Annotated in this window: 20 protein-coding genes; 8 read left to right on the top strand and 12 right to left on the bottom strand. The window is 47.4% G+C overall.

The window, feature by feature from the left end; genetic code table 11:
- Positions 1–74: 74 nt before the first annotated feature.
- The 3 genes from AAAA73_RS01810 to AAAA73_RS01800 all read right to left on the bottom strand — a co-directional run bounded on the left by AAAA73_RS01810 (position 75) and on the right by AAAA73_RS01800 (position 2562).
- Positions 75–1670: a S8 family serine peptidase gene (locus AAAA73_RS01810; protein WP_340596440.1), complete on the bottom strand. Its 1596-nt coding sequence runs from the start codon at positions 1668–1670 to the stop codon at positions 75–77.
- 9 nt (positions 1671–1679) lie between these two features.
- Positions 1680–2123 (bottom strand): hypothetical protein, encoded by a 444-nt coding sequence (locus tag AAAA73_RS01805; protein ID WP_340596439.1) that lies wholly within the window; start codon positions 2121–2123, stop codon positions 1680–1682.
- A gap of 172 nt (positions 2124–2295) precedes the next feature.
- Positions 2296–2562: a TFIIB-type zinc ribbon-containing protein gene (locus tag AAAA73_RS01800; protein ID WP_340596438.1), complete on the bottom strand. Its 267-nt coding sequence runs from the start codon at positions 2560–2562 to the stop codon at positions 2296–2298.
- A 209-nt stretch (positions 2563–2771) separates the two neighbouring features.
- Here AAAA73_RS01800 and AAAA73_RS01795 point away from each other — a divergent pair, with 209 nt between their 5' ends.
- The 3 genes from AAAA73_RS01795 to AAAA73_RS01785 are packed head-to-tail and all read left to right on the top strand — an operon-like array spanning position 2772 to position 8490.
- Positions 2772–3905 carry an efflux RND transporter periplasmic adaptor subunit gene (locus tag AAAA73_RS01795; protein ID WP_340596437.1) on the top strand — a complete coding sequence of 378 codons (1134 nt, stop codon included), beginning with the start codon at positions 2772–2774 and terminating at the stop codon, positions 3903–3905.
- Between the two features lie 8 nt (positions 3906–3913).
- Positions 3914–7075: an efflux RND transporter permease subunit gene (locus tag AAAA73_RS01790; RefSeq protein ID WP_340596436.1), complete on the top strand. Its 3162-nt coding sequence runs from the start codon at positions 3914–3916 to the stop codon at positions 7073–7075.
- Positions 7072–8490 (top strand): efflux transporter outer membrane subunit, encoded by a 1419-nt coding sequence (locus tag AAAA73_RS01785; RefSeq protein WP_340596435.1) that lies wholly within the window; start codon positions 7072–7074, stop codon positions 8488–8490. The genes AAAA73_RS01790 and AAAA73_RS01785 overlap by 4 nt, the downstream gene beginning before the upstream one ends.
- On the opposite strand, the gene ydiK is transcribed toward AAAA73_RS01785, so the two are convergent.
- From ydiK to AAAA73_RS01765, 4 genes are all read right to left on the bottom strand, one after another.
- Positions 8426–9541, bottom strand: a complete 1116-nt coding sequence (gene ydiK / locus AAAA73_RS01780) for an AI-2E family transporter YdiK (RefSeq protein ID WP_340596434.1) — start codon at positions 9539–9541, stop codon at positions 8426–8428. The two genes, AAAA73_RS01785 and ydiK, sit on opposite strands and share 65 nt — an antisense overlap.
- Positions 9542–9557: 16 nt before the next feature.
- A complete protein-coding gene (locus tag AAAA73_RS01775) occupies positions 9558–11732 on the bottom strand; it encodes a patatin-like phospholipase family protein (protein WP_340596433.1) in 2175 nt (724 codons plus the stop codon).
- Positions 11733–11803: 71 nt separating this feature from the next.
- The gene (locus tag AAAA73_RS01770; RefSeq protein WP_340596432.1) at positions 11804–12685 is read right to left on the bottom strand and encodes a PAS domain-containing protein; all 882 of its coding nucleotides are present in this window, start codon (positions 12683–12685) and stop codon (positions 11804–11806) included.
- Between the two features lie 190 nt (positions 12686–12875).
- Positions 12876–13733: a class I SAM-dependent methyltransferase gene (locus AAAA73_RS01765; protein ID WP_340596431.1), complete on the bottom strand. Its 858-nt coding sequence runs from the start codon at positions 13731–13733 to the stop codon at positions 12876–12878.
- A gap of 194 nt (positions 13734–13927) precedes the next feature.
- On the opposite strand from AAAA73_RS01765, the gene AAAA73_RS01760 reads away from it, so the two are divergent.
- Positions 13928–14209 (top strand): hypothetical protein, encoded by a 282-nt coding sequence (locus tag AAAA73_RS01760; protein ID WP_340596430.1) that lies wholly within the window; start codon positions 13928–13930, stop codon positions 14207–14209.
- Positions 14206–15918, top strand: coding sequence for an ABC transporter ATP-binding protein (locus AAAA73_RS01755; RefSeq protein ID WP_340596429.1), 1713 nt, complete (start codon positions 14206–14208; stop codon positions 15916–15918). Before AAAA73_RS01760 ends, AAAA73_RS01755 begins: the two co-directional genes overlap by 4 nt.
- Before the next feature lie 41 nt (positions 15919–15959).
- On the opposite strand, the gene AAAA73_RS01750 is transcribed toward AAAA73_RS01755, so the two are convergent.
- The 4 genes from AAAA73_RS01750 to AAAA73_RS01735 form a co-directional block, all read right to left on the bottom strand.
- Positions 15960–17030 carry a linear amide C-N hydrolase gene (locus AAAA73_RS01750; protein WP_340596428.1) on the bottom strand — a complete coding sequence of 357 codons (1071 nt, stop codon included), beginning with the start codon at positions 17028–17030 and terminating at the stop codon, positions 15960–15962.
- A gap of 149 nt (positions 17031–17179) precedes the next feature.
- On the bottom strand, positions 17180–17656 hold the full coding sequence (locus AAAA73_RS01745) for a hypothetical protein (RefSeq protein WP_340596427.1): 477 nt from the start codon (positions 17654–17656) through the stop codon (positions 17180–17182).
- A gap of 184 nt (positions 17657–17840) precedes the next feature.
- The gene (locus AAAA73_RS01740) at positions 17841–19034 is read right to left on the bottom strand and encodes a hypothetical protein (protein ID WP_340596426.1); all 1194 of its coding nucleotides are present in this window, start codon (positions 19032–19034) and stop codon (positions 17841–17843) included.
- Between the two features lie 139 nt (positions 19035–19173).
- Positions 19174–19896, bottom strand: a complete 723-nt coding sequence (locus AAAA73_RS01735; RefSeq protein WP_340596425.1) for a response regulator transcription factor — start codon at positions 19894–19896, stop codon at positions 19174–19176.
- A 111-nt stretch (positions 19897–20007) separates the two neighbouring features.
- Between AAAA73_RS01735 and AAAA73_RS01730 the strand changes: the two genes are divergently transcribed.
- Positions 20008–22209, top strand: a complete 2202-nt coding sequence (locus tag AAAA73_RS01730) for an ATP-binding protein (protein WP_340596424.1) — start codon at positions 20008–20010, stop codon at positions 22207–22209.
- On the opposite strand, the gene AAAA73_RS01725 is transcribed toward AAAA73_RS01730, so the two are convergent.
- Complete coding sequence (locus AAAA73_RS01725; RefSeq protein WP_340596423.1) at positions 22206–23096, bottom strand: 2-oxo acid dehydrogenase subunit E2; 891 nt, start codon at positions 23094–23096, stop codon at positions 22206–22208. The two genes, AAAA73_RS01730 and AAAA73_RS01725, sit on opposite strands and share 4 nt — an antisense overlap.
- Positions 23097–23274: 178 nt before the next feature.
- Between AAAA73_RS01725 and AAAA73_RS01720 the strand changes: the two genes are divergently transcribed.
- Positions 23275–23856, top strand: coding sequence for a hypothetical protein (locus tag AAAA73_RS01720; protein WP_340596422.1), 582 nt, complete (start codon positions 23275–23277; stop codon positions 23854–23856).
- A 73-nt stretch (positions 23857–23929) separates the two neighbouring features.
- Positions 23930–25141 (top strand): methyl-accepting chemotaxis protein, encoded by a 1212-nt coding sequence (locus tag AAAA73_RS01715; RefSeq protein WP_340596421.1) that lies wholly within the window; start codon positions 23930–23932, stop codon positions 25139–25141.
- Positions 25142–25177: the final 36 nt, after the last annotated feature.

The raw sequence follows: 25177 nt of genomic DNA, 5'->3' as shown, positions 1-25177 counted from the left end.
TTAGTCAGAACGATTAAATAAAAAAGGCCGAAGTTTTTAACTTCGGCCTTTTTGTTTTTAAAAACTCAAATAATCTATTTTCGCTTGTTGTACTTCTTACGAACGGCGTAGGCACCATCAACGGAAGCTTTTGCATTCACAAGACCTTTACCGGTCTGATTGGGAATTTCAGTTTTAAGCGGAGTGGCCGTGCCCTCCATGATTTGACGAGTCTTCCAAGAAGTAATACCTGGAGCTACAGATCTCATCAATGCCACAACTCCTGCGACATAAGGTGATGCCATGGATGTACCGCTGAATTCAGCGTAATCAGCCCCTTGGATCTCAAGGCGCACAATCGCAGCCGGAGCTTTCACCAGCTCTGCAAGCAAAGCTTCACCCGAAGATTTCTCGACCATGATCACTGGAATTTTGATTTCATTTGGATCTTCGCTCAAGGAACCACTCACCAGTGCTCCTTCATTATTGCAAATGATCAAAGCCGCGGCACCTGCTGTCTGGGCATTTTTAATTTTATCCAGCAATGGCAAATTACCGCGTTTCACAACCAGGATTTTACCAGCAACGGAAACCTTCGCCAAATCCTGAACGGTACCGTATTCCGCAAACACAGACGACTGATTCAATGCAGCCACTGGCACTCCGCTAAATGTAACCGACGGAAGCACCTGGAAAGATCCATTGGAGTTCTGAAAGCTTGCCACTGCCACGCGACCAGTGCCCAACGGAACAGAGGAACGGATTCCCACACCCGGGGCCATCAAATCCAAAGCGACACTCCAGTTTGAAAACTCCGCACGCTTACTTTCAAAATCAACCGCACCGACACCGGATACACCCGGATATCCTGCTGGCATTGGCGTCACTTCGCGGCCGTGATTTCCCATGGCTGCTACGACTGGAATTTGTTTTCCGTCCAATTGCTTAACCATGAATGATTCAACCACACTTCCAGAACCACCCAAAGACATGTTCACCACGTCGACATCTTCGCGCAAGGCCCATGACAATGCTTTGGCCACAGCATCCGATGAACAACCCTTGGCACCACAGACTTTGGCAATCAAGAGTGTTGCCTCTGGAGCCACGCCCAAAGCTTCGCCTGCAGATTTACCTGCGATGATACCTGCAACGTGAGTTCCATGGGCTTCAGTATCAGTAACGTCCTGGGGATCACCGTCAGTGAAGTTACGAACCTGTTCTATGCGACCTGCGAATACGGGATGATTTCTATCGATACCTGAATCGATCACCATCACACGCGCACCTTTACCACGAGTCATGCCCCACGCTTCCGGGGCTTTGATCATTTTCAAGCCTTTGGAAACTGGCGCTTCATTGCTCATCAATGTCATTCTGGTCAAACCAGACACCGGAGTTGGCAGAATCTGCACGCGTGGAGCTGCGAATGTTTTTTGAGCTTCAATAAACAGAAGATCTCCGCTGTCAGCGAAACGCAGAATTTGTTCTTTGCTATCCGCTTTAACAATCAAAACTTTCATCTCAGCCAGATCATCCTGAAGCTCCAAGCCTGGCAAGTGCAGTGCTTGAATTGTGGTTTTGAATTCCTGCGCACGTGCCGGTTCTTTAAATGACATCAAGAAAGTAGCTGCGTTCGCCGAAGAAATCGCGAACAACAAAGCGAATGTGATCAGTGCAGAATATTTCATTTCAATTCCTTACTTTCTTTTGCAGATGAAGATGTGGCGAATATGCATTGGTGCGCGGTCCGGGCAGGACGTCATTGTTACGTCATCCATGATGATGTCATCACCTTTACGTGTGAAAACCGTGATGGAATCAATTTCCAATGGCAGTGATGGACAGATCGCGGAGGATACTTGAGTCTGCATACGAGCGCGCAGACTTTCGCCTTCACAGGAAGTCGTGTAGGTCGTTGGGAAGCCATCACCTTTGTGACGAGTTTCGGGAATACCGTTCGCGACAAGCTTGGTTCCATTAATCTGATAAGTGACCTGGCCCTTTTCAGCGCCCTTGCTAATGATAAAAGAATTCACCGGACCTGAATCAGATACGCAATCAAAATTGCCTCGCAACTCAGGACACGCAAACGCAGGAACAGCCAATGAAACGATAAACAGATTTAGAATAATTTTAACCATGCGCAGGGACTAAAGGTTTGGCGAAACGTTGTCAATAATTGCAGAGGAATTCATGGAATTGACACGCAAATGGCGTGAATTGCCGTTCTACTGCCACAATTCGCTGCGCCTTCACCCCGCGCGACTCGATGCGCCACACTGACTACATCGCATCCTTTTGGGTTAAAGAGAACTAGTCAAACAGCTCTTCAAAAAATGATTTCTTACGTTTGTACTTATAACCATCACCATAAGAAGGCGCCGTGTACTGAGTCTGCTGTTGGGGACGTTGAGCACTCTGCGCAGAAGCCTGAGCTTCTTCTTTTTGTGAGCGATCCAAAATTTTATCCAACTCACCCTTATCAAGCCAAATCCCACGGCACTCAGGGCAGTAATCAATCTCAACACCCTTGCGCTCGCTCATAACCAGATCTTTATCTTTGCAATGTGGACACTTCATAACGACCCACCTTTCATTCGACATAAGATAACAAAGAAACAGTTCATCGAAATAATAGATAATTATGATGAACATCTTTGTTTAAAGGAATGAATTGGAAAACACTTTCAAAATACATCCGGACTTAAGGTCTTTTTTGTAAATCTGTAATTAATTATTTTGCCTCTGCAGACTTTATTCTGATCCGGCATAACTGCAAAGAGGTACTTATGACCCGAAGGCTCTTGATATCTGGTTTGCTATTGTTGACTGTGGCTTGTTCCAAAAAAGTGGAAACCCCAGTTCAGCTTGTTCCCGAGGTAACTGCCATGAAGGTCGCGCCACGCGATATTCCTCTGACTCGAGAATACGTCGGTCAGATTTCTGGTATTCGCGATATTCAGGTTCGTGCCCGGGTGGGCGGCATTCTCTTGAAACGCTATTACAAAGAGGGCGATAAAATAAAAGCTGGCAGTTTGCTTTTTAAAATTGATCCCGCTCCCTATGCTGCTGCCGTCGCACAGGCCAAAGGTGAAGTGGAAATTCAACGGGCACGTTTGATCAACGCCAAACAATCCATGGATCGCATTGTTCCTTTATATAAAGAAAATGCTGTCAGTCAAAAAGACCGGGATGATGCTGTGGCATTTTACAATGGTGCAAAATCTGCATTCGATGCTGCCAAAGCAAAACTGGATGAAGCCAAGCTGAATCTTAGCTACACAGACGTAACAGCACCTATAGATGGATATGCCAGCGCAGAAACTGTGGCTGAAGGAAGTCTGATTGTCGCGAATTCTGAGAAGTCACTGCTCACCACCATTTCACAAACCAACCCCGCCTATGTGAATTTCAGTTACACAGACTCGGAGTTGTTGGAACTTCGTCGTCTGGCAGCTGAAGGAAAATTGGGACGCCCCGAAAGCGTGGAGAAAATGGAAGTTCAAATCAAGCTTGGCGATGGCGAGTTCTATTCAAAAGTGGGATTCGTGAACTTCAATGATCAAATTGTGGATACTTCCACCGGAACTGTCAAAGCCCGAGCAAGCATCGACAATGAGGATGCCTCCTTGCGCCCCGGTCAATTTGTTCGCGTCTATATGAAGGGGTTCATCATTAAGAACGCCGTCGCAATCCCACTGAAGTCCGTCGTGCAAACTCAGAACGGTCCCGTCGTTTTCACAGTGGATCGGGAAAGTGTCGCGCGTCAAGTGGGTGTGGAGCTGGGGCAGGAAATTGCCAGCGACATTCTGATCAACCGGGGTCTGCGTGGAGGCGAGCTTCTGATTGTTGAAGGTGCTGCCAAAGTTCGTAATGGACAAAAAGTAAAAGTCGTCAGCGGAACTGCCATCGCCAAGAAATAAGGAAAAAAATGTTTTCAAAATTCTTTATTAACAGACCCGTGTTCTCCGCCGTAATTTCACTGCTCTTTATGATTGCTGGCTATGCCGCAATTAAAGCGCTGCCCATTTCGCAATACCCTGAAATCGTACCCCCGCAGGTTTCAGTCACGACCAAATATCCGGGAGCCTCTGCAGAAACCATCTCGTCCACTGTTGCCGCCCCCATCGAACAGCAGGTCAACGGTGTTGATAATATGCTATACATGCAGTCCACCAACTCCAGTAACGGTGACATGATTCTGACTGTGACGTTTGCGATTGGTACAGATCCCGATCAAAACACCATCAACGTAAACAATCGTGTGCAAATTGCCATGCCTTCCCTTCCCGAAGAGGTGCGCCGTCAAGGTGTCACTGTTAAGAAAAAATCATCGGCAATTCTGCAAATCATCGGACTGCGGGCACCGGACCTTCGCTATGACTCTGTCTATATCAGCAACTACGCCCTGATTAATGTGCTGGATGAAATTAAAAGGATTCCGGGCGTGGGTGATGCCTCGATATTTGGAGCGCAGGACTATTCCATCCGCTTGTGGATGCGTCCCGATCGCATGGCGCAATTAAAAGTAACCGCAACGGATGTAATCAAAGCCGTCAAAGAACAAAATGCCCAGTTTGCCGCCGGCAAAGTCGGTGCGGAGCCGCTCAACAATACTGTGGACTTTACATTTACAGTGACCACTCAAGGACGCCTGGATAATCCAAAACAATTTGAAGACATCATCGTTCGTTCCAACCCTGATGGTTCAAAACTTCGTCTGAAAGATGTGGCGCGTGTGGAACTGGGCGCCCTCAGCTACGACGTTGCCACCAAATGGAACGGCAAACCTGCGATCGGTATCGGTGTTTACCTTGCTCCGGGCGCCAATCAGGTTAAAACAGCGGAGCTGGTGAAAGAAACCATGCACACCATCTCCCAAAAATTCCCGCCGGGTTTGGCCTACGATATTCCGTTCGACACAACAAAGTTCATCGAAGTATCCATCTCAGAAGTTATTAAAACTTTGATGGAAGCCATGATTCTGGTTTTCTTGGTGGTTTACCTTTTCCTGCAAAGCTGGCGCGCCACTTTGATTCCGTGCCTGGCCGTCCCCGTTTCCATCATCGGAACTTTTGCCGGCATGTATGCCCTGGGTTTCTCGATTAACACTTTGACTCTTTTCGGTCTGGTTCTGGCGATCGGGCTAGTCGTCGATGATGCCATCGTCGTGCTGGAAAACGTTGAGCGGATCATGCGCACAGAAAAATTAAAGCCGAAGGAAGCCACGATCAAAGCCATGGAAGAGGTCACCAGCCCCGTCATTGCGATTGTGTTCGTACTGTGTGCAGTATTCATTCCCGTCGCCTTCGTGGGTGGTATGGCAGGACAAATGTACAAGCAGTTTGCAATCACCATCGCCGTTTCCGTTGCGATCTCGGGACTTGTCGCCCTGACTTTGACACCCGCATTGTGTGCACTGATTCTGAAAGATGAAATTCATGAACCCAACAGATTCTTCCGCGGGTTTAACAGGTTTTTCGACCGCATCACCTCAGGCTATGTCAGTGGGGTGACTTTCTTCAACAGACGTTTCATGATCAGCAGTGCCCTCTTCGTCGCCTGCTGTTTTGGAATTTTCATGCTCTTTAAAATTCTACCCAGCGGATTGGTCCCCGAAGAAGATCAAGGTTATGTTTTTGGTGTGCCAAATCTGCAAGACGGCGCCTCCTTATCCCGAACCGTCAAAGTCACCGATCAACTGGACACTTTCACCACAGGCAACAGCAATGTTCAGGACGTCTTTTCTCTGTCAGGATTTGATTTAATCACTGGTTCCAACCGCACCAACACCGGCACCAGTTTTATCACTCTGAAAGACTGGAAAGACCGTCCGGATCCAGACCAATCCGCCAGCGCTATCGTGAAAAGTCTTTTTGGGCTGAACCAGATTATTCGTGATGGCAATATCATCGCCTTTAGTCCTCCCGCGATCGTCGGCATGAGTACCACCGGGGGTCTTGAATTCTACCTGCAAAGTCGAGGCGGCGCTGATAGTAAAACTCTGGCGATGACCACCAATAAGTTTATCGATCAACTTCGCCAAAATCCCGCCGTGGGATCAATCAGTTCCAACTTCAGCGCCAATATTCCGCAGCTGTTTTTGAATCTGGATCGCGAAAAAGCCAAGGCCTATCAGGTTCCAATCAACACTGTCTTTGACGCCATGGCCGCCACCTTCGGCAGTTACTACGTTAACGACTTCAACAAATTCGGACGAACGTTCAAAGTCCAATTGCAGTCTGAAGGGGAATACCGATCCCGTCCGGATGACATCCGCAATATCTATGTACGATCCGACAATGGCAACATGGTTCCCCTGACTTCGATTCTGACTGCTCAAAGAGTCACCGGACCGGAAATCGTTGAGCGCCTTAATATTTTTCCTGCAAGTCGTATCATCGCAAGTCCCGCACCGGGATACAGCTCCGGTCAGGTTATCAAGGCCGTTGAAGCGGCTTTGGCACAACATCTTTCCGCAGACTATGGCATCGCGTGGACCGGAACCGCATATCAAGAAAAACTCACCGGTGGTGCCTCAGCGACTGTTTTTCTATATGGTTTGATCTTTGTGTTTTTGATTCTTGCCGCCCAATATGAAAAATGGGGTTTGCCGCTTTCAGTTTTGCTATCCGTGCCCTATGCCCTCCTGGGTGCCCTGGCCGCCAACTGGCTTCGTGGACTTGAAAACGATGTGTACTTTCAGATTGCCCTCGTCACTCTGATCGGTTTGTCTGCCAAGAATGCAATTTTGATCGTCGAGTTCGCGGTCGAGAAAATGCACGAAGGACTGGACGCCACACAAGCCGCCATCGAGGCTTCTCGCTTGCGCTTCCGCCCGATCGTGATGACATCGTTGGCGTTCATTCTGGGTGCGGTGCCATTGGCTATCTCTAGCGGTGCCGGTTCTGCCAGCCGTCACTCCATCGGAACAGGGATCATCGGCGGCATGCTGGTCAGTACTTTTGTGGCAACCTTCTTTATTCCAATGTTCTTTGTGGTTCTGACATCTTTCAAAATCAAAAAATCCAAGAAGCCCAAAACTGCTCATCCAGAGCCGGTTAAACCTGCCACCGCGGGAGGAACCAAGTGAAATCCAGATTGGTTGAGATTATTGTCACCTGCAGCCTCGTGGCATCCTGTGCAGTGGGTCCCGACTACAAAAGACCCGAATCAAGACTCCCTGCAAGCTTGCCACCCACCCCTGCACCCACTACTAAAATCGATACCAATTGGTGGAAACAGTTCGGTGATCCCACTCTTTCCCAACTTGTTCAAGCAGCCCTGGAACACAACCTCGATTTACAAATAGCCTTGGCGCGAGTCGATGAAGCCCGTGCAAGGCTGGGAATTGCGAAGTCGGAATTCTGGCCATCATTGGACCTGCGCGGAGATGCGGGTCGTGAAAAGGTCAGCGAGACCGGTCCCACTTTGCTGACCCCCGGTGCAGAGAGCACAACAAATTTCTTTTCGCTGGGTTTGATTCTTAGTTATGAAATTGATTTCTGGGGAAAAGTTCGTCGCAGTAACGAAGCCGCCCGGGCCCAGCTGCTACGCGAAGATTTTAACCGCGTGAATGTGCAGTTGACGATAGTCAGTCAGGTTGTCAGCGCCTACTTCGCTTTAAGATCGCTGGATCTGCAACACAGTATCGCTATGAATACTGTTCAATCACGCAAAGGCTCTTATGATCTAATCTACAAGCGCTTCAAGGGTGGCGTGGGTAATGAGCTCAACGCCCGACAAGCAGAAGCCGAAATGCATTCTGCCCAAACTTCGGTTTACAAACTGGAAGAGCAAGTTTCCAGAGCTGAAAGCTTTCTTTCCGTTCTGATTGGACGGGAGCCTCGTGAGGTAATTGAGTCACCAATTGTCCGTGGTCAACGTCTGGATGAAATTGCAGTGCCCCCGCAATTGCCGGCGTCATTGCCTTCTTCTGTGCTTGAACGAAGACCTGATATCGCCGCTGCCGAACAAAATCTTATTTCAGCAAATGCCTACATTGGCGTTGCCAAGGCTTACTACTTTCCAAGTATTTCGCTGATCGGTGCATTCGGATTTGAAAGTGCTGAGTTAAAAAACCTTTTTAACAGTGACTCGCAGAAATGGGCTTACGGTGCCGGAATTTCAATGCCGATTTTTAACGGAGGCAAAACCGGTCATATGGTCGAAGCTGCGACAGCCAGACAGAAGGAAGCTGTGGCCCGATACCGCCAGGTCATTCAGAATGCCTTTGTCGAGGTTCGCGACTCGCTACAACGATACAAATCTTATCGCGACGTGATTGTGGCGCAGAAAATGGAAGTCACCGCCGTTGAACGAAACTTGTACTTGGCAAATCTGCGCTACACCAATGGACAATCACCTTATTTGGAAGTCCTGGATGCCGAGCGCCAGCTGTTTGATGTGCAACTGGATTTAGTCAGATCACAACAATCCCAACTTATAGCCGTGGTGGATCTTTATAAATCCCTCGGTGGTGGTTGGGAGCAGCCTGAAAAGAAGTAGTTAATTTCGCTTTTGGATTTTCCTTGGTCCAAGCTTCCACCAATCGATATGCCACCGCCAAAGTCATTGGCCCGATAAAGAGCCCCACGACACCGAATGCCAAAAGTCCGCCGATGACTCCGGCAAAAATCAATAGCAGCGGCAGATCAGCCCCACGTTTGATCAACAAAGGTCGAATCACATTGTCCATCAAGCCAACAACGAATGTCCAAGCCAGCAAAATGGATCCGGCCAGACTTTGATTATTTTGAAAAAGCCAAACAACAGCACCCAGCATCGGAAGGATCGGGCCGATCTGCGCAATACACAGAACCAACATTGTCGCCCCAAGGATGCCGACATATGGTACACCTGCAATCCACACACCCAATGTTCCCAACGTTGTTTGTAAAAGGGCGGTAACCACAATTCCCATTGCCACTGATTTCACAGACTGCCCGGCAAGAACCACTGCAGACTCTCCTCGATCACCATCAATGCGTCTAAAGAACATGATGACACCTTTTGCTGCAAACTCACCTTTCGCATACAAAATTCCACTTAGAATTGTTGTCAGGATAAGATGAACAAACAGGAGACCCGTGCTTTGAGCAGCCGCAGTTATTAAACCAAAAATCCGACGCAGGTGAGGACGCAAAAGTTCGGCCAGCGCGCCGGGTCCTTTTTCTGCGATGGCGTTCCAGTCACTGGCAATGCGATCACCAAAGGGAAGTTGAGCGAGGCCCGCGGGGGCCATCGGCAAAGTATAGTCTTTAACACCTTTAAGCCAGTTGTAAGCTTCATCAATATGGGTAAGTAGCACATAACCGGTCACCATCAACGGCAAAATCACAATCACCGACATCACCAGCATCATAGCAACCACTGCGAGCTTGCGACTGCCAAATTTTCTTTCGGCCTTAACCAATAGAGGCCACGTCGCGACCACAATCATCGTTGCCCAAATCAGTGAAGGCAAAAATGGCGTCATAATCCAGAAACATCCTGCTATCAGCAGCAGAATAAAAATGGATGCAAATAAACTTCTGGCCAGGCCCCATTCGGTACTCATAGATTTCCTTTCAGAATTAGAACTGCTTACCTAGCATGAAATAGAAACTCCACACCTCGTTGTCACCGTAGGCAGTTGCAAAATACATCGGCCCCAAGAAACTATCATAGGCAATATACATGGTGCCCGAGTAGTGCCAGTCATCTGCGAGTCTTTCATCAAAGTAGTTGAAGACACGTCCTGTTTCTGCCGCCACTCCCCAATAGCTTCCTGAGAGTAATCCTGTCGGGTGATAGTACTGCACGGAACCATAGGCCAACTGATCCCCGATTAATTCCTGATAGTGAAAGCTGGAAAGATTTAAAAAGCCCCCCAACCAACTCACATCCGCAAGAACCGTGCTGTCACCCGTTGAGGTTTGTCCTTTCACCGTGATTTGAACTGCGCCTTTACCTGCTCTGAAGGCATCGCGAAATTGCAAACCATAGACTCCGTAATTTTTAATATCCTCAGAAGCCCCCAAGGAATAGTAGCCATACAAATCAAAAGACTGACCATCTGTAGGAAAGAAATAGTTATCCAACTGATCATAGAACAAGTTCAAGCGCAGACCATAATCATAGGTTCTGGAATCCGGAAGAAGCGCGGGCCCGATGGATTGCGAAGCCCGATAGACATTGTAGGATGGACCGAAACGCAACTCTCCGAATCTGGAGCCCGCACCGATATCCACGCCCGCGGTGAGCTTTGAATATCGGTACTTGGCGACCTCTTCACCGTCCTGCCAAATCGCAAGTGGCAACCGGTAGTATTTAAAATGTGGAGCAACAAACCCGCTCTTACCCACGCCCAGCGGCTGATAAAATTCCGTATTGAATCTGGAAGAGTTCCCGGCCTGAAGAATCGTTTTCCATTCAGCACCCAACGAGTTCACCCAGGTGCGACGATACATCGCCGTTAAATTCCATGGATAGGAGCTTTCAAAATCAGTTCCCAGACTCAGACCGAAATTCAGGTAATTCGGGCCCCAGCTTTTTTCAATGGGAAGAACCAGCAATTCCTGCCCAAGAGGTCCGTCGTGAAGTTCATAGTCCAACTGACTGTAGTCTCCGGTCGCATAAAGGGACATCAGCTGATCATGGAATGATTCAATCGGAAAAACCTCGCCGGTTTTGACTTTCAAATCTCCCACCAATGTTTGTGGATTCACCCATCCACTTTCCCCGACCGAAACTTTTGCAAGTGACTTTGCCGTGTATTTTTTCTTCTCCCGATCCACCTTCCACTTTGCATATTCTGACTCAGGAATTGAATACCGCTGAAGACCCGGCAAGGCCTTCAATGCGGCCTCGCTCCCCGCTTGGATCAACGGCTCACTTTTGCCAAAATCCGTGGACCCTAAGTCCTTAAACACCGGACTGATCAAAACATCTTTGCCAGTCAGACTTTTTAGCTGAGGATGCACATTTTGAATCATCATCAACCGGGTGTATTGATCCATCACAGAAAATATGCTGCCAATTTCATCCTGCTGCAAAGGTGCGGAACTGACATCCACGACAATGACAACATCCGCGCATAGTTGTCTGGCAATATCCACCGGCAAATTTCTGACAAGTCCCCCATCAGCAAGAAGTCGTCCCTCAGAAGGAACCGCCGGAAAAACCCCGGGCACTGCCATACTGGCTCTCATTGCTGTCACCAGGTCGCCATTTCCAAGGACAACCATTTCGCCATTAGCCAAATTCGTTGCTATGGCCCGATAGGGTGTAGGCAGATTGTCAAACTTTGGGTAAGTGGACCCGTAAGTTAACGTTCGCAGAAAGTATTCAATTTCCTGAGTGCTGATTGCTGATCTTGGCAAAAGAATCTGTCCCTTGTCGCTCAACCCCACTTCCACTCCCAGCATGGACAATGAATCATCCTGCTTGCGCCGAAATGGATAGGCTTTACGCGGTGGTCGCGCCAAAAACATTCGCGACCAATCCGCGGCCTGGATATGCTCTTTCATTTCCTGAGGAGTTCGACCCACGGCGTATCCCGCCCCGACCAGCGAGCCGATACTGGTGCCAACAATACAATCAACTGGAATTCTATTTTTTTCCAGAACTTCCAAAACACCAACGTGAGACAAGCCACGGGCTCCGCCGCCTCCCAAAACCAAACCAATACGCGGCCTTTTGGCCTCTGCCGCCAAGGAGATCCATGGCAAAATTAAAATCACCATAAGAATGACTGAAACGCATCGCATGTCTCTTAGGTTTACATTTGGATTCTGTGCAGGCCTTAAAAAAATATTTCAGCTGCAAACAAACATGACTTTTATGGTTCGGAACTTAAGGAAACTTTACCAATCCAGGCAATTTTGCCCGCCTGATCCTGAATCGGGAATACTGTTGAATGATAGTGATGAACACGTCCTTGCACCATCAGTACTTCAGAAAAAGTCATCGCTTTACCTGACGCACTGATTTCGCGCTCTTGTTCTGGCGTTACAAATAATCCTGACATTTTGAAATGACTGCCAGGTTGGCCCACAATGCGTTCGCGCTCAGCCTCAACCATACGCGCAAATGCCGCATTACAATTCGTGACAACGCCGCCAGCCTCAGAAACCACCAACAAGAAAGGTGCAACATCCAAAATCTGTTGCACGCGCAATTGATAATTGCGCTCATCTGTCACATCTCTGGCTGATGCGAAACGCACCCCCAACTCCAGATCCGCGGCAGCACTCCAGCTCAGCGTTCTGTAATCCCCAGCTGCAGTACGATATCGATTCTCAAAGCCCACCGAGCGAACTCCCATGTTCAGGGTTTCAATATTTTTCCGGGTTGCTTCCCTGTCATCGGGATGAATGAATTCAACAAATGGCGTGCTTAACAAAGTTTTCTCGCTGTGCCCCAGGGATTTCACCAAGGACCGGCTGACTTTCTTAAGCAACCCATCCTTACCGGCCACCGCCATCAGATCACTGGAAATGGAAAAAAAACGATCCAGGGTGATTCGAGAGCCCTCGGCCTCCAACAAGCGTGTGTGCAGTTGCTGATATTCTCTCAGGGCCTTCTCTGATTCCAGATTTGAGGCGTGGCAGGTTGCAATCGCCAGACAAGACAACGCAGGAATCAGAACAATGAATGCCACAAACTGGGAGGTGCTAAATTCAGGAAAGAGTATGATTCCGGCTGCAAAAAGCGCAGACATCAGCAGAATTGCAATGAGGGAGTAAAAAGTGATCCGGTTCTGGAGCAACCAAAAATGAAAAAGTCCCGAAGTTCTTTTCTGTTCTTCCAGAGTCAAATTCACCCCTCACAAATGTTTAATACCTTTTTATAAACTGATAACCTTACGGTCAGCAAATTAATTTACTTTTTTCCACGATCAAGAGACTTGATCACGTCATTGCGACTAAAAAGCATTCCGCCGTTCCTGCATTCAAGGCATCTGTCCGTTGCGCCAAGTACTTCTTATACAAATCCTGCGCCGATATTGATTGCACTTTTTTAAGACCTGCCCCCATCGCCAAATCCAAAATTTCCTGCGGTCGAAACAAACTCAGGAATGGTGTGCCGGATTGGCTGGCTTTATTCATCACAAACTCCAGGACAGAGCGTTCTTGCCCCTCAAGCAGATCCAAGGCCAACATGTAAGTTGTTGCATAGGTCGAACCCGGTGCAAGTTTAGACATTTGCTGAAAAGTTGCAAAGTTTGTCTCCCGGGACAAATACATAGATACTCCAGTCGAAACCACAATGGCCGGCTGAGCGGGATCAAATCCTGCATCTTGCAACTTCTGCCACCAGAACTCTCCCGCTTCAAAATCCACCGGCACAAAATGAAGATTTTTGGGAACTTCCCAACCCAACTCTTGAAGCCGTTGCTGCTTCCAGGCCTGGGGTCCCGGCTGATCGACTTCAAAAATTCTCACTTTTGACACAAGCTCAGAGTGCCTTTGGGCAAAGGTGTCCAAGCCGGCACCCAAGATTACATATTGCGCAACGCGGCGATCAATCGCTTCTGCAACAAGTTCCTCAACAAATCGAGCACGAACGACGATGGACGCCCGCATGCTTTTTGAAAAATTTATCTCCATATCAGAGCGACTGCGCCAATTTTCCTCGCCCACAATCTGCGCCCCCAAATCGTCCACAAAGACATGGGGTAGCGGGTCCACTTGAACGTGAAGGGCTCTCCAAAGAGCCACGCGGACAGCGGTATGTTCGGGTGCGACTGCGGGATTTTTCTTTTCCATAGGGCTTAGAGTAAACGAAGTTTTTCAGAGGGAAAAGTCGAATTTTTCAGCATCTTTTGTCCCCGCTTTAATGTTGTTCAACCAAATGAATTCCAATTGAAGACCCATTGAAAACCAAATCACGAAAAAGGGCCAATTTATTGACCCGTTTACCTCGAAATGCGCACAGCAAGGCCCTAAGCAGAGGGGTTCTCATGGACAATCCAGAAAAAAGAACATTTTTCGATACCACGGATGAATTTTATTTTGGACGAGACGACAAAAATGACTTAATTCAGATAAACTTTGGGCCCATGCGCATCCAGTTAAGTAACTACGCAGCACACGATCTTGCTTACAGATTGTCGGCATATCTGCTACTCTTGGACGGCGGCGAAGGGGCCCACCCAGCGCTGAAGGACAGTACACCTCCGGTTCGCCGGGAAGTGACCGTACCGGATAATGTATTGATGTTACCCAGGAAGAGAGAAAAATGAGCAATAATGTCATTGAAGTAAAAAACCTTGCTGTAGAATTCAAAACGGATGACGGCATCGTTAAAGCTGTTAAGCACATCTCCTTTTCAATCCCTAAAGGCAAAACTGTCGGCCTTGTGGGTGAATCCGGCTCCGGCAAAAGTATTACTTCCCTGGCAATCATGCGCCTTATCGGTCACCCGGGCAAAGTCACCAGCGGTGAAATTCTGTTTGAAGGCAAAGATCTTCTGAAACTTCCAGAAGACAAAATGCGCGAAATCCGTGGTGCTAAAATCTCCATGATTTTCCAAGAACCAATGACCAGCTTGAATCCGGTTCTGACTGTCGCGGACCAAATCACTGAAACTTTGATGCTTCACCAAAACCTGACCAAAGAACAAGCTTTGTCTCGTGGTGTGGAGTTGTTGAAAAAAGTGGGTATTCCAAATCCGGAAGAAAGACTTTACTTCTACCCTCACAAATTCTCCGGTGGTCAACGCCAACGTATCATGATCGCAATGGCGATCGCTTGTAATCCGGATGTTTTGATCTGCGACGAGCCGACAACTGCGTTGGACGTAACAATCCAAAAACAAATTCTGGATCTATTGGCTGATATCCAAAAACAAACAAACATGAGCATGCTGTTCATCACGCATGACCTGGGTGTTGTTGCTGATATCGCTGACCAGGTGATCGTAATGAACAAGGGTGAGGTTGTGGAAACCAACGTTTCCAATAAAATCTTCACAAGCCCACAACATCCTTACACCAAAGGGTTGCTGGCTTGCCGCCCTTCTCTTTCCAGCCACTTGGCTCGTTTGCCAGTTCTAAGCGACTTCATGGGTCCTAATGGCGAAGAACTTCCAGGCCCGGATGCATCCACTCAACAAGCCAAAAAAGCTTCTCATCCTTCTGACGCTCCAGTGATCCTGGAAGTCAAAGACCTGCAAACACATTTTGCACACACTGGCGGCTTGCTAGGACGCGTTCAAGGCTACACAAAAGCAGTTGATGGCGTTTCCTTCCAAGTTAAAAAAGGCAGAACTCTGGGCCTTGTGGGAGAGTCTGGTTGCGGAAAAACCACGTTGGGTCGTACTTTGATGCGCCTTGTGGACTCCACTGCCGGTCAAATCGTTTTCGAAGGTCAGGACATCACGAAGCTATCTGCTCGCCAGATGCTTCCGGTACGTAAAAAAATGCAGATCGTATTCCAGGATCCATTTGCTTCTCTGAATCCGCGTATGACTATCGGTGCGATCCTGATGGAACCAATGCAAATCCATAACTTGGGTGACAACGACAGCCAACGCAAAGAGATGGCTGCTGTTATGATGAAAAAAGTGGGCTTGTCTCCGGGTGTGATGAATCGCTACCCGCATGAGTTCTCTGGTGGTCAAAGACAACGTATCAGTATTGCTCGTGCGTTGATGGTTAAGCCTGATTTCATCGTGTGTGACGAGTCCGTATCCGCTCTTGACGTATCCATTCAGGCTCAGATCCTGAACTTGCTATTGGATCTTCAGGACGAAATGAACCTGACTTACATCTTTATCTCCCATGACTTGTCAGTGGTTAAATACATCTCTGACGACGTGGCAGTAATGTACGGTGGTAAAATCGTTGAAATGAACACAGCGGAGAATATCTATTCAAATCCGCAGCATGATTACACTCAAAAACTTTTGAGTGCGATTCCAAAAGGTGTTCCAAAAGAACTTATCGTTTAAACTAAAAAGGGGACTTCCAAGTCCCCTTTTTTTTCGTCCTGTCACTGAGCCTTGCCCAACTGCTTTTCTTTTTCCACCTTTTGAAACTGGAACATTTTTTCCGGTTTAAAGACCCCTGTAACATCGCCCACTAAGTCATAGTTTTTCACTAGTGAGAGTTTTCGCACCGGAGCTGCCTTTTGAAAATCCAAACGATTCAACTGCACCCACACGACATTGGGGCTTAGGGTGTTTTCATAAAAATAAATTCCCCGCTTCATATCAGCGACGGTTCTCCACCGAGTTGTTGAAATGTACGGTCTTGCAGGATCTGGCGCCCCAAATGGCTGGGAGACATTGCGCAGGACACTGAAAACGCCGGCAACGGCCTCCCGATAGTCCTGTGGCGGAGGCAAGTGTTGAGCGTAATAGGCTGCCCTCACGAAGCGATCGGCGGCCTCCGTGGTGCCTGGGAGCTTCTTATCGCCGCCAAAACCCTGATACTGCTTCAAAGCCGCCAGCTGTTGATCAAAGGGCGGAGAATTGGTCATCACCTTATGGCTTTTATCGTGATAGATTTTGGCCTTGCCACCGATATACTCAATCACAGCCGTATCACCTTCTTTATCGGAAATAGCCAAATGAACAGCTCCCTCTTTTCTACCCATGGAAGTTTCAACGCCAAATGTTTGAATTTGAAAAGGCTTTGCTTCAAATGAACTGAGGGCCTCTTTGACAGTTTCAAAGTTATCCAAAAAATATTGAGCCCACAAAGATACCGAGATCCCCGGAAGCTGGGTGTTCCGAATCCCAAAATCACTTTCGGTCAGATAAAGAATATTTACGACAAGTCCCTTTTCGTTGATGCCATCGGCGGTGCCAATATCGTACGCCGTTAAAATCACACTGCCGTATTTCGACGTCCAATTCAATGGGTTGTCAGTGACTCCTCCTTGGCGCTCCATTCCCCGCGGAAGCAACCACATATTGGAGCCGATCTCCTCTCCCCAATCCATATTTCTGCCGATCACAGTGTTCTCATCGCTGGATTTCCAAAGAAATCTTGTGCAAGCGTTGCCAGGCTCAACTATGAGCACCGACAATAATATACATATCCACGCCCTTACACTCATGATGTGCCTCCCATGTTTAAAGGCCCATTTTAAAGCTCACGATGGATCAGCGACAATCAAACCGCACAAATTGCATCTTCAATTGTTAAAATAAAAAAAGGCCCCCTATTGGGAGCCTTTTAAAGCATTCAGAATTTGATGCTAATCAACTATTTTACTTCAACTGTTTCACAGTTCGGAACTGTGTATGATTTCGTGAACAAATGAACTTCACGACCTTTGTTCAATTTGCGACCCACGCTGATTTGAACAGTCATTGGATAAACACCTGTGTAAGTAACAGGAGTGCAAAGAACTTTATTGTAAGAAGCATCACAGAATTCTTCGTGTTGAACATAGTTAATTGGAGTGGAAAGAACTTCACTGCCAACAACTTCAAATTTCGTTGGGCCGTCACCATTGTGATCATTAACCACGATATCAACAGGACCCATTGTGCGTAGGTTTTGTCCATCACGGCACACGTATGTGTAGTCAATTGCGCGTCCCATATAAACTACTGGCGCGTGGATTTGATATGGACCCTTGGCTGCGAAGATTTCTTCCCAAGAGGAGTTCGCTGTGATTTCAGCGGAAGCCGTTTGAGCCAACAAAAGAGTCACAACAGAAAGAACGATTTTTTTCATCGAATACCTCATTTATGTTTTTGATACGAATGAGGCGAAATTGCCCGAGGATTCAGGAATTCACAATAGGCACCCGGAAACTTGTACGATTGTTATACTGGGAATGAAAAAGATACCCATACATGTGAATGAAAAAGCCCGCTGTCCGCGGGCTTTTTACATGAAATATTACTTTTGTGAAATCCTACCAAAGGATCGGATTGGCTGCGGCACCAATGAACGTCAGACCGGTATTCTTGATCAGAGTCGTATTGCCCGTGTTGATGTCGACACGCACCAGATTTCCTTGCTCACTGAAGCCGTAAAGTGCTTTAGAGGCGAAACCCAGACCGAAGATATTTTTCTTATCAAAACATGCGATCTCTTTCTTCTCTCCAGTTGCTGGGTCGTATCTTAGCACGGCCTGGTTGCCTGCCTTCGCGGTATTGCGACACAAAGTCGACGTCGCGTTAGTGATGGTCCAATACATCTTGTTATCCGGAAGCAACTTGATGTCACCACCATACATCTGAAACTTGTCTGAAGCTGGAATAAGAACCGTCTTCACACCCGCTTTAGAAACTTGAATCAGACTGTTTGTCTGAGACGATTTACCTGGATCTGTTTCCTCTGAAGTGATCAGGCTTTGGCCATCCGCACTCAGGGTCAAGCCTACAGAACGGTTACCGGAAGCCACCAATGAACCTTGATAAAGGGTGCCCTTGCCTGTGCTCACGTCGATCGTATAGATCTTGTTGCTTCCGTCTGCATCCTTCGCAAACACCACTCCGGAATTACTGATAACCATGTCACTGCAAGGCAACTTGGAACCATTATAGGTCAGATTCACTTCCTGCAACAATGTCCCGCTAGCCGGATCCAAACTATAAAGTTTGCCGTCAAGGTTACAGCCATAGAAAGGAGCGGTCGCAATGTCGCTTTCAACCACCTTAATAATGATCTTAGCGCTGGCTTTAACATTGGAGCTGTTGGAAATAGTATAGGACATCGTCGCCGTGCCGGTCACAGAAGATACGAAATCGTAACTGCTGGAGCCCTTCGCCGTTAACGAACCCAAATTGGGCATGCCCACGGAATCGACTTTCAATAAGCTGCCCTTGTTCGCGGCGATAATGCTCGCATGCGTGATATTCAAAACCACATTTTTATTCACTGCCCACGTGATATCCACCGCAGACAGTGTGTCTGGCGAAGCACTGTCTGGAGTGCTTGGATCATTCGGTGAAGCCGAGTCCGTTGTATTGGAACCGTCCGGTATGGAGGAAGCCAACTGACTTTTCGCCTCAGAGAAGCTTGCCTGTGAACAGTTTTGAAACGAAACGATTGAAATCGCTGCCAATGTGATAAATCCGAAAAGTTGATATTTAGGCATTTTCACCCCATCCCCCTAACATGAATAGCAATACGCGGACCACTCACTTGTCGGTTCTATTGGTTTAAACTGTTTAATTTAATAACTGTGTATAGAATGTTGTAGACGTTTCCCGCTCCGGGAAGTTCCCTAAGGATTTGCATTCTCAGACTGAGACATCCCTTTGAGATTCATTCAGAGGTTCAAATGTATATCCCTGTTTAAAGACGGATCGAATCAACCCTCCCCGCTCACCCATCTTCTTTCTGAGTGAGGAAATATGGGTGTCGACGGTATGATTGGAAATATGCAGACTGTCTGCCCAGAATAGCTCCAACAGGTTCTTGCGAGAGAAAACTTTTCCGGAATTTTTCAAAAGGTGACTGAAAATTTTGAACTCGAGCGGCGTCAGCGGCAGTGCTTGTTCAACACCTTCCTCATTCATCTCAAAAATCTTTTGCATCGAAAAATCCACACGGTATCCCGCCAAACTGAAGGAACTTCCGAATTCCTTGATCCGACTAAGTTTACCTTTAACCCGTGCCCTTAGTTCTTCGGGCTCAAAGGGTTTGGTAATGTAGTCATCACCGCCCGCTTCAAACCCTTGAACCTTTTGTGCCAAATCGGTCTTTCCCGTTAAAAAAATCACTGGCAAATCCAGGTATCTTTTTTCTTTGCGCAGACTTGCACAAAACTCAAATCCATCTGCATCAGGTAAAGAGACATCCAAAAGTAGTAACGAATAAATTCCCAGATCCAGTTCGTTCCGGCCCTCTGCCGCAGTTCCCACGTGCTTCAAGAGGCAAACATCCGAAATCGAATGACGGACTATTGCCTGCATCTCCCTGGAATCCTCAATTAGAAGCACATTCTTCAGATTCTTGTCCATTCTTTGATTCTCCAGAGCCACACGACACATGACTACTATTAATAATGTGTATTTTGATTATTCAAGGACCGAAAGATTGGCCCCCTTCCTCGAGAGAGGTTTAATGGAAGCATGGGAAAGAAAAACGGTCGCGAATACCATTCAAAAACCTCGTTCTTCCTCGCTTTTGCCGGATTTTGCATTCTGGTAATTATCGGCGTCACGATCTTCTATAGCGGTCGCCAATTGCACCTGGCTTCCTTGTGGCGCAAACACACCTACGAAGTCCTGACTGAAGTTCAGAAAACCAAAGCGAACCTGGAGGAAAGCAAGGTCACTCTTTCCGCGATGTTTATTGATCCGAAGATATCCCAGGAACCATTCAATAATGCGCAACTGGCACTGCAAAGAAATCTTGATACACTGTCAAAACTCGCAAGTGACAACCCCACACAGGCAGGTCGCATTCAGCGCTTAAAATCCTTAATCGCAACAAAATCCGCAATATGGCAGCGTTTCGCAGCCGAGCTTCAACACAACGGCAAGATACTCACTGATGAGAAATACAGATCCCTTCTGACTTCTGCTGAAACCTCTGAAATCCATCGCCTTATTTCTGATATTGAAACCGACGAGCAAACTTTGTTGACCCAGCGTTCAGGAAAATTGGAATCCCAATTTATCAATACATGTATCCTGGTGTCCCTGGGAATCGGGGTTTCATTTCTACTTTTCTTCCTCTCAACCCGCCTGCTAAGCAACCAGATTCGTATGCGCGAATCGATTGAGGCGGAACTTGAAGTGGCTCGAACCAAAGCTCTGGAAGCATCAAATATGAAGTCCGTATTCCTCGCAAACATGAGTCACGAGATTCGCACTCCGTTAAATGGAATCATTGGCATGTTGAAGTTATTTGAACAGACACCACTTAATTCACGTCAGCAGGATTACTTTGAAACCATTAAAACCTCCTCGAATGCACTTCTGTCACTGATCAATGAGATTCTGGATTTATCAAAAATTGAGTCGGGAAAACTCCAACTGGAAGAAACCAACTTCGAACTATCCTCTTTGGTGCGAAGTGCCGTGTCCATTGTCGAATACTCTGCCCGAATGAAAAATCTTGAAATTAAAATCGAAATCGATCCAACCGTGCCCGAGTTCCTGACAGGCGATCCCTTGCGATTGCGCCAGGTTTTGCTGAATCTGATAAACAACGCCATAAAATTTTCAGAGCAGGGCATCATTAAAGTTCGCATCACACCCAAAGGCCCTGATGCCGAGGGATCAATGCATTTGCTCTTTGAAGTCATTGATCAAGGTGTCGGCTTTGATGATGACACCCGTAAAAAACTATTTAAAAGCTTCACTCAAGGGGACAGTTCCACAACTCGAAAATACGGCGGTACTGGATTGGGACTCGCTATTTCCAAACAAATCGTGGAAATGATGAGAGGCAAGATAGACGTAGACAGCGTCAAGGGCATTGGTTCGCGCTTTTACTTTGATGTAAATCTGGGAGTGCCCTCAACCGATGCCACTATCAGCAGAATGGCAAATCTTAAACCAACCTCGATGATTCGCGGTCACATCCTTATAGCTGAAGACAATCTGATAAATCAGAAAGTGGTCAGCGAAATGCTGGCAACAATGGGATGCACCAGTCGCACTGCCGAAAACGGCAATGCTGCGATAGCCGCTCTACTTTCTGAAAAATTCGATCTTGTTCTGATGGATGCTCAAATGCCGGTGCTGGACGGATACGAGGCCACCCGAAGAATACGCAAAGGTCAGGCTGGTGACGACAACCGGGCTATTCCCATTCTTGCAACCACGGCCAATGCCATCAAAGGCGACATCGAGCAGTGCCTGGAATCCGGTATGAATGACTATATCAGCAAGCCGATTTCTTATAACGATCTCATGTTCAAAATTAACAAATGGATTATTCAGGGACAGCACGCTGCAAATCCTCAGAGCCTGAGCCTTCTTAATACTGAAGAAAAAAGAAATGGTCATACCTTGCTTAAGGAAGTCGTGGACATTTTCAACCAGGACAGCCCGGCACACATTGCACAAATGCGCGAAGCCCTGTCCAAAGGTGATTTCGCACTTTTGCCAAAACTTGCACACAACTTGAAGTCGTCAGCTGCAGTACTGGGAGCGCTCCGCCTGAAAGAAATTGCTGAGCGTATTGAAAAGATTGATCTGGCATCGACCAATATTCAGCAGATGACTCTGCTCGTGGATTCATTGGAAAATGAATTAATTCTGGTGCAGGAATACCTGGGCAAACATGTTCGCGCCCAGTATCCCCCAGAACAAAATCTTTAGGCCATCTTCAAAGGAAACGCCGAAAGCTTTGGATATGAATTTTCTGCGACTTGGCCAAAGTATTTCTCAGGCTCAGCAAAGCATTTTTCAAATATCTTCTGCAAAGCTGCAGCATGCGTCCCGTCCATAAAACGATGATCAAAAGTCACGCCAATACGTGCGACCGGTCTTGCTTCAACAGCGCCTGTTTCACTGACCCAGGCACGTTGTTTAATCTGCCCCACCGTCAGCAAAATCGGCACTTTTGAATATGCCACCAGTGGAGCCCACGCGGTGTCAGCACCCATCCCGCCGATATTCGTGATCATAATTGAACCGAAAGCGTCTCGTGGCATTCCGGCCCAGGTAAGATTGATCCCCAAATCGTAATTTAAGAATGATGTGATATTCAGAATCATGCGCATCAGTCCCCAGGGCATGAACTTCATTGCATCAAGGGATTTAGTCAGTTCACTTGTAGCTCCGCCCTTGATTGCCTTGGACTTATTAGCCAACTCCTGAGCGATCTGTCCTGCCGTCATGTTTTCTGCGGCCCTGACCACAACGCCCGTCAAAGTTGCTTTGCCCACTGGATCTTCAGGATTGCCAGGGATATTCACCTGATAAAAAACATCGACCTGATCACGCAGGTAAATTCGATTGAAGCGAATCATGCCGTTAATTTCAGGCCGCTCCTTCATTGCTGTTGCAGCTGCCTTGCCGACAAGATGAGAAATGGAAAGTTTGGTTCCGGTGGCTGTCTCGTAGGACTTCATATATTCCAGCGCTTTGGTCATGTCGATTTCCAACAAGCCATACACCGAAGGATCACCAGCTTTATGCCATGATCCCATCGCGATTTTGCGAAATGCCGAGCCACCTTTAGATAATGTTAGTTTTGCTTTCATATCCTCATGCTAAGTTTGATCGATCACACAGTAAAATACGAAAGGTCCACCGATACATGTTTTCGACCATTGAACAGTCGAGCTGGCTCCCGGACTTTTATCCCCATTGATTACCAAAATTATCTTAAACACAGTATTCACGTTAAAGATCTGTCAAATAGTCCCCGATCTGTTACGTGTGAAGAAGTACTTATTATATTTCATTATCGGATGCTGGGCATTGGGAACACTGGGATTGGTGTCTCAGTTCTATGGCTGGCATCTTATGTCTTTCAGCTCCAACACTTCGTTGTCGTCCAAGCAACCTGGTGCATGGACTCTCACTCATGTGCTCAGTGAAGATTGCAAATGCTCCGAAGCTGTCATGGCGAATCTTTTAAAGCGCGGCCCGCATCCTGACACCCATGAAGAGGTTGTACTGCTAGGAAAATCTCTCAAGGATTCGCAAGCGTTGGTTGCCAAAGGATTTCCGGTCAGACATATGAAACCTGAGGAGCTGCAAGAAGACATATCCAAATTGGGCGTGCCATTTCTTCTGATTTCCACCCCTAAGGGGGACACGGTTTATGCCGGTGGTTACTCGGAAAAATCCATCAAGGATGGAAGTCCCATTCGCGATCTGGAAATTCTAAACAGCTTACAAGGTAAAGGGACAGTAAAAAACTTCCCGATCTTCGGCTGTGCCGTCAGTCGTAAACTTCAAAAAATAGTAGATCCTTTTTCAATGAAATACTCAAACCAGGTGACCCATGAACTTTAGACAAAGCTTTACAAGATCACGCTCCAGAATGTTCTTAATAAGCCTCTTTGCTCACTTCCCGATTTTCTCATACTTGGCTCATATAAACGGCCACAGTCAGTGGGTTGCCTGGGGAGTCGGCCTATTCATCCTCTCTGCTCCGACACTGGTGTACTTGCTGGGAATCTCCTCAGCCCTGCTGCCAAACTTGCTGGCAATGGCCTTGATGAGCTTTTCAGGACTGTTGATACATCTTGGTAACGGCATGATTGAAATGCATTTTCACGTATTCGTGTCACTGGCAGTCTGTTTAAGCTTTGGTATGCTGACTCCGATCATCACGGCAGCCGCCACCATTGCAATTCATCACGTGGCGTTCTATCTGTGGTTCCCAAAAAGTGTTTTCAACTATGATGCGAGCTTTGGCATTGTGGCTCTTCACGCCGCCTTTGTCGTTCTTGAAACAATTCCGCTGCTGCTGATCGCACAACGCTACAGCGTATTTATCGGTATGCAAGACACAACGATCGCGCAGCTAACTGAAATCTCCAGTCAAAACATCGATGGCTGCACCGTTATCGAAGACACCGGGAAAAAGCTCAATGACTCCACCATGGAAGTCAGCTCCCGACTTGAGGACTCCATTCAAAAGCTGAATGAGCTTTTGGGAGTAGTTACCACCAATTCTCGCTCTGCCGTCGAGGCCGAATCCCTGTCAACAACATCCAAGAAGGTTGCGTCTGATGGCTCAAAACATATTATTGATCTGATTGATACCATCAAGAAAATTTCAACCAGCGCCAATGAGATCAATAATATTGTAACAATCATCGAAGACATCGCCTTTCAAACGAACCTGCTGGCACTGAATGCCTCCGTCGAAGCCGCCCGGGCTGGAGAGCATGGCCGGGGTTTTGGGGTTGTCGCTGAGGCCGTTAGAACACTGGCGCAAAGATGCGCCACTTCTGCCAAAGATATCTCCGTGCTGGTTAAAGGCAACGTCGAGATTATCCGCAATGGCGAGCACAGTGCGGACCTGAGTGGAAAGTCCTTGAGTGAAATTTTGACGGCCGTCAATCGCGTGCAAACTTTGAATGCGGAGATTTCGTCATCCAGCAGCGCGCAAATTCGCGAACTGGAGGCGGTGACAAAGACCATCCACCAGGTCGATGAACTTACATCCCAAAACACGACCTATGCGCAGAATCTAAACTCAACTTCCAACCAATTACTTATCGATGCCCAGACATTAAGTGGTCTCGTAAGCAGCATTAAAGATTCTTCGGTGGAAACAAAAGCCGCGTAACCTAAAAAACTGCAGAATAACATCTATCCCCTTTAC

The sequence above is a fragment of the Bdellovibrio sp. GT3 genome, assembly GCF_037996765.1.
GTDB lineage: Bacteria > Bdellovibrionota > Bdellovibrionia > Bdellovibrionales > Bdellovibrionaceae > Bdellovibrio.
Note: the sequence above shows the minus strand (reverse complement) of the source record. Positions and strands in the feature narration are given on the sequence as shown.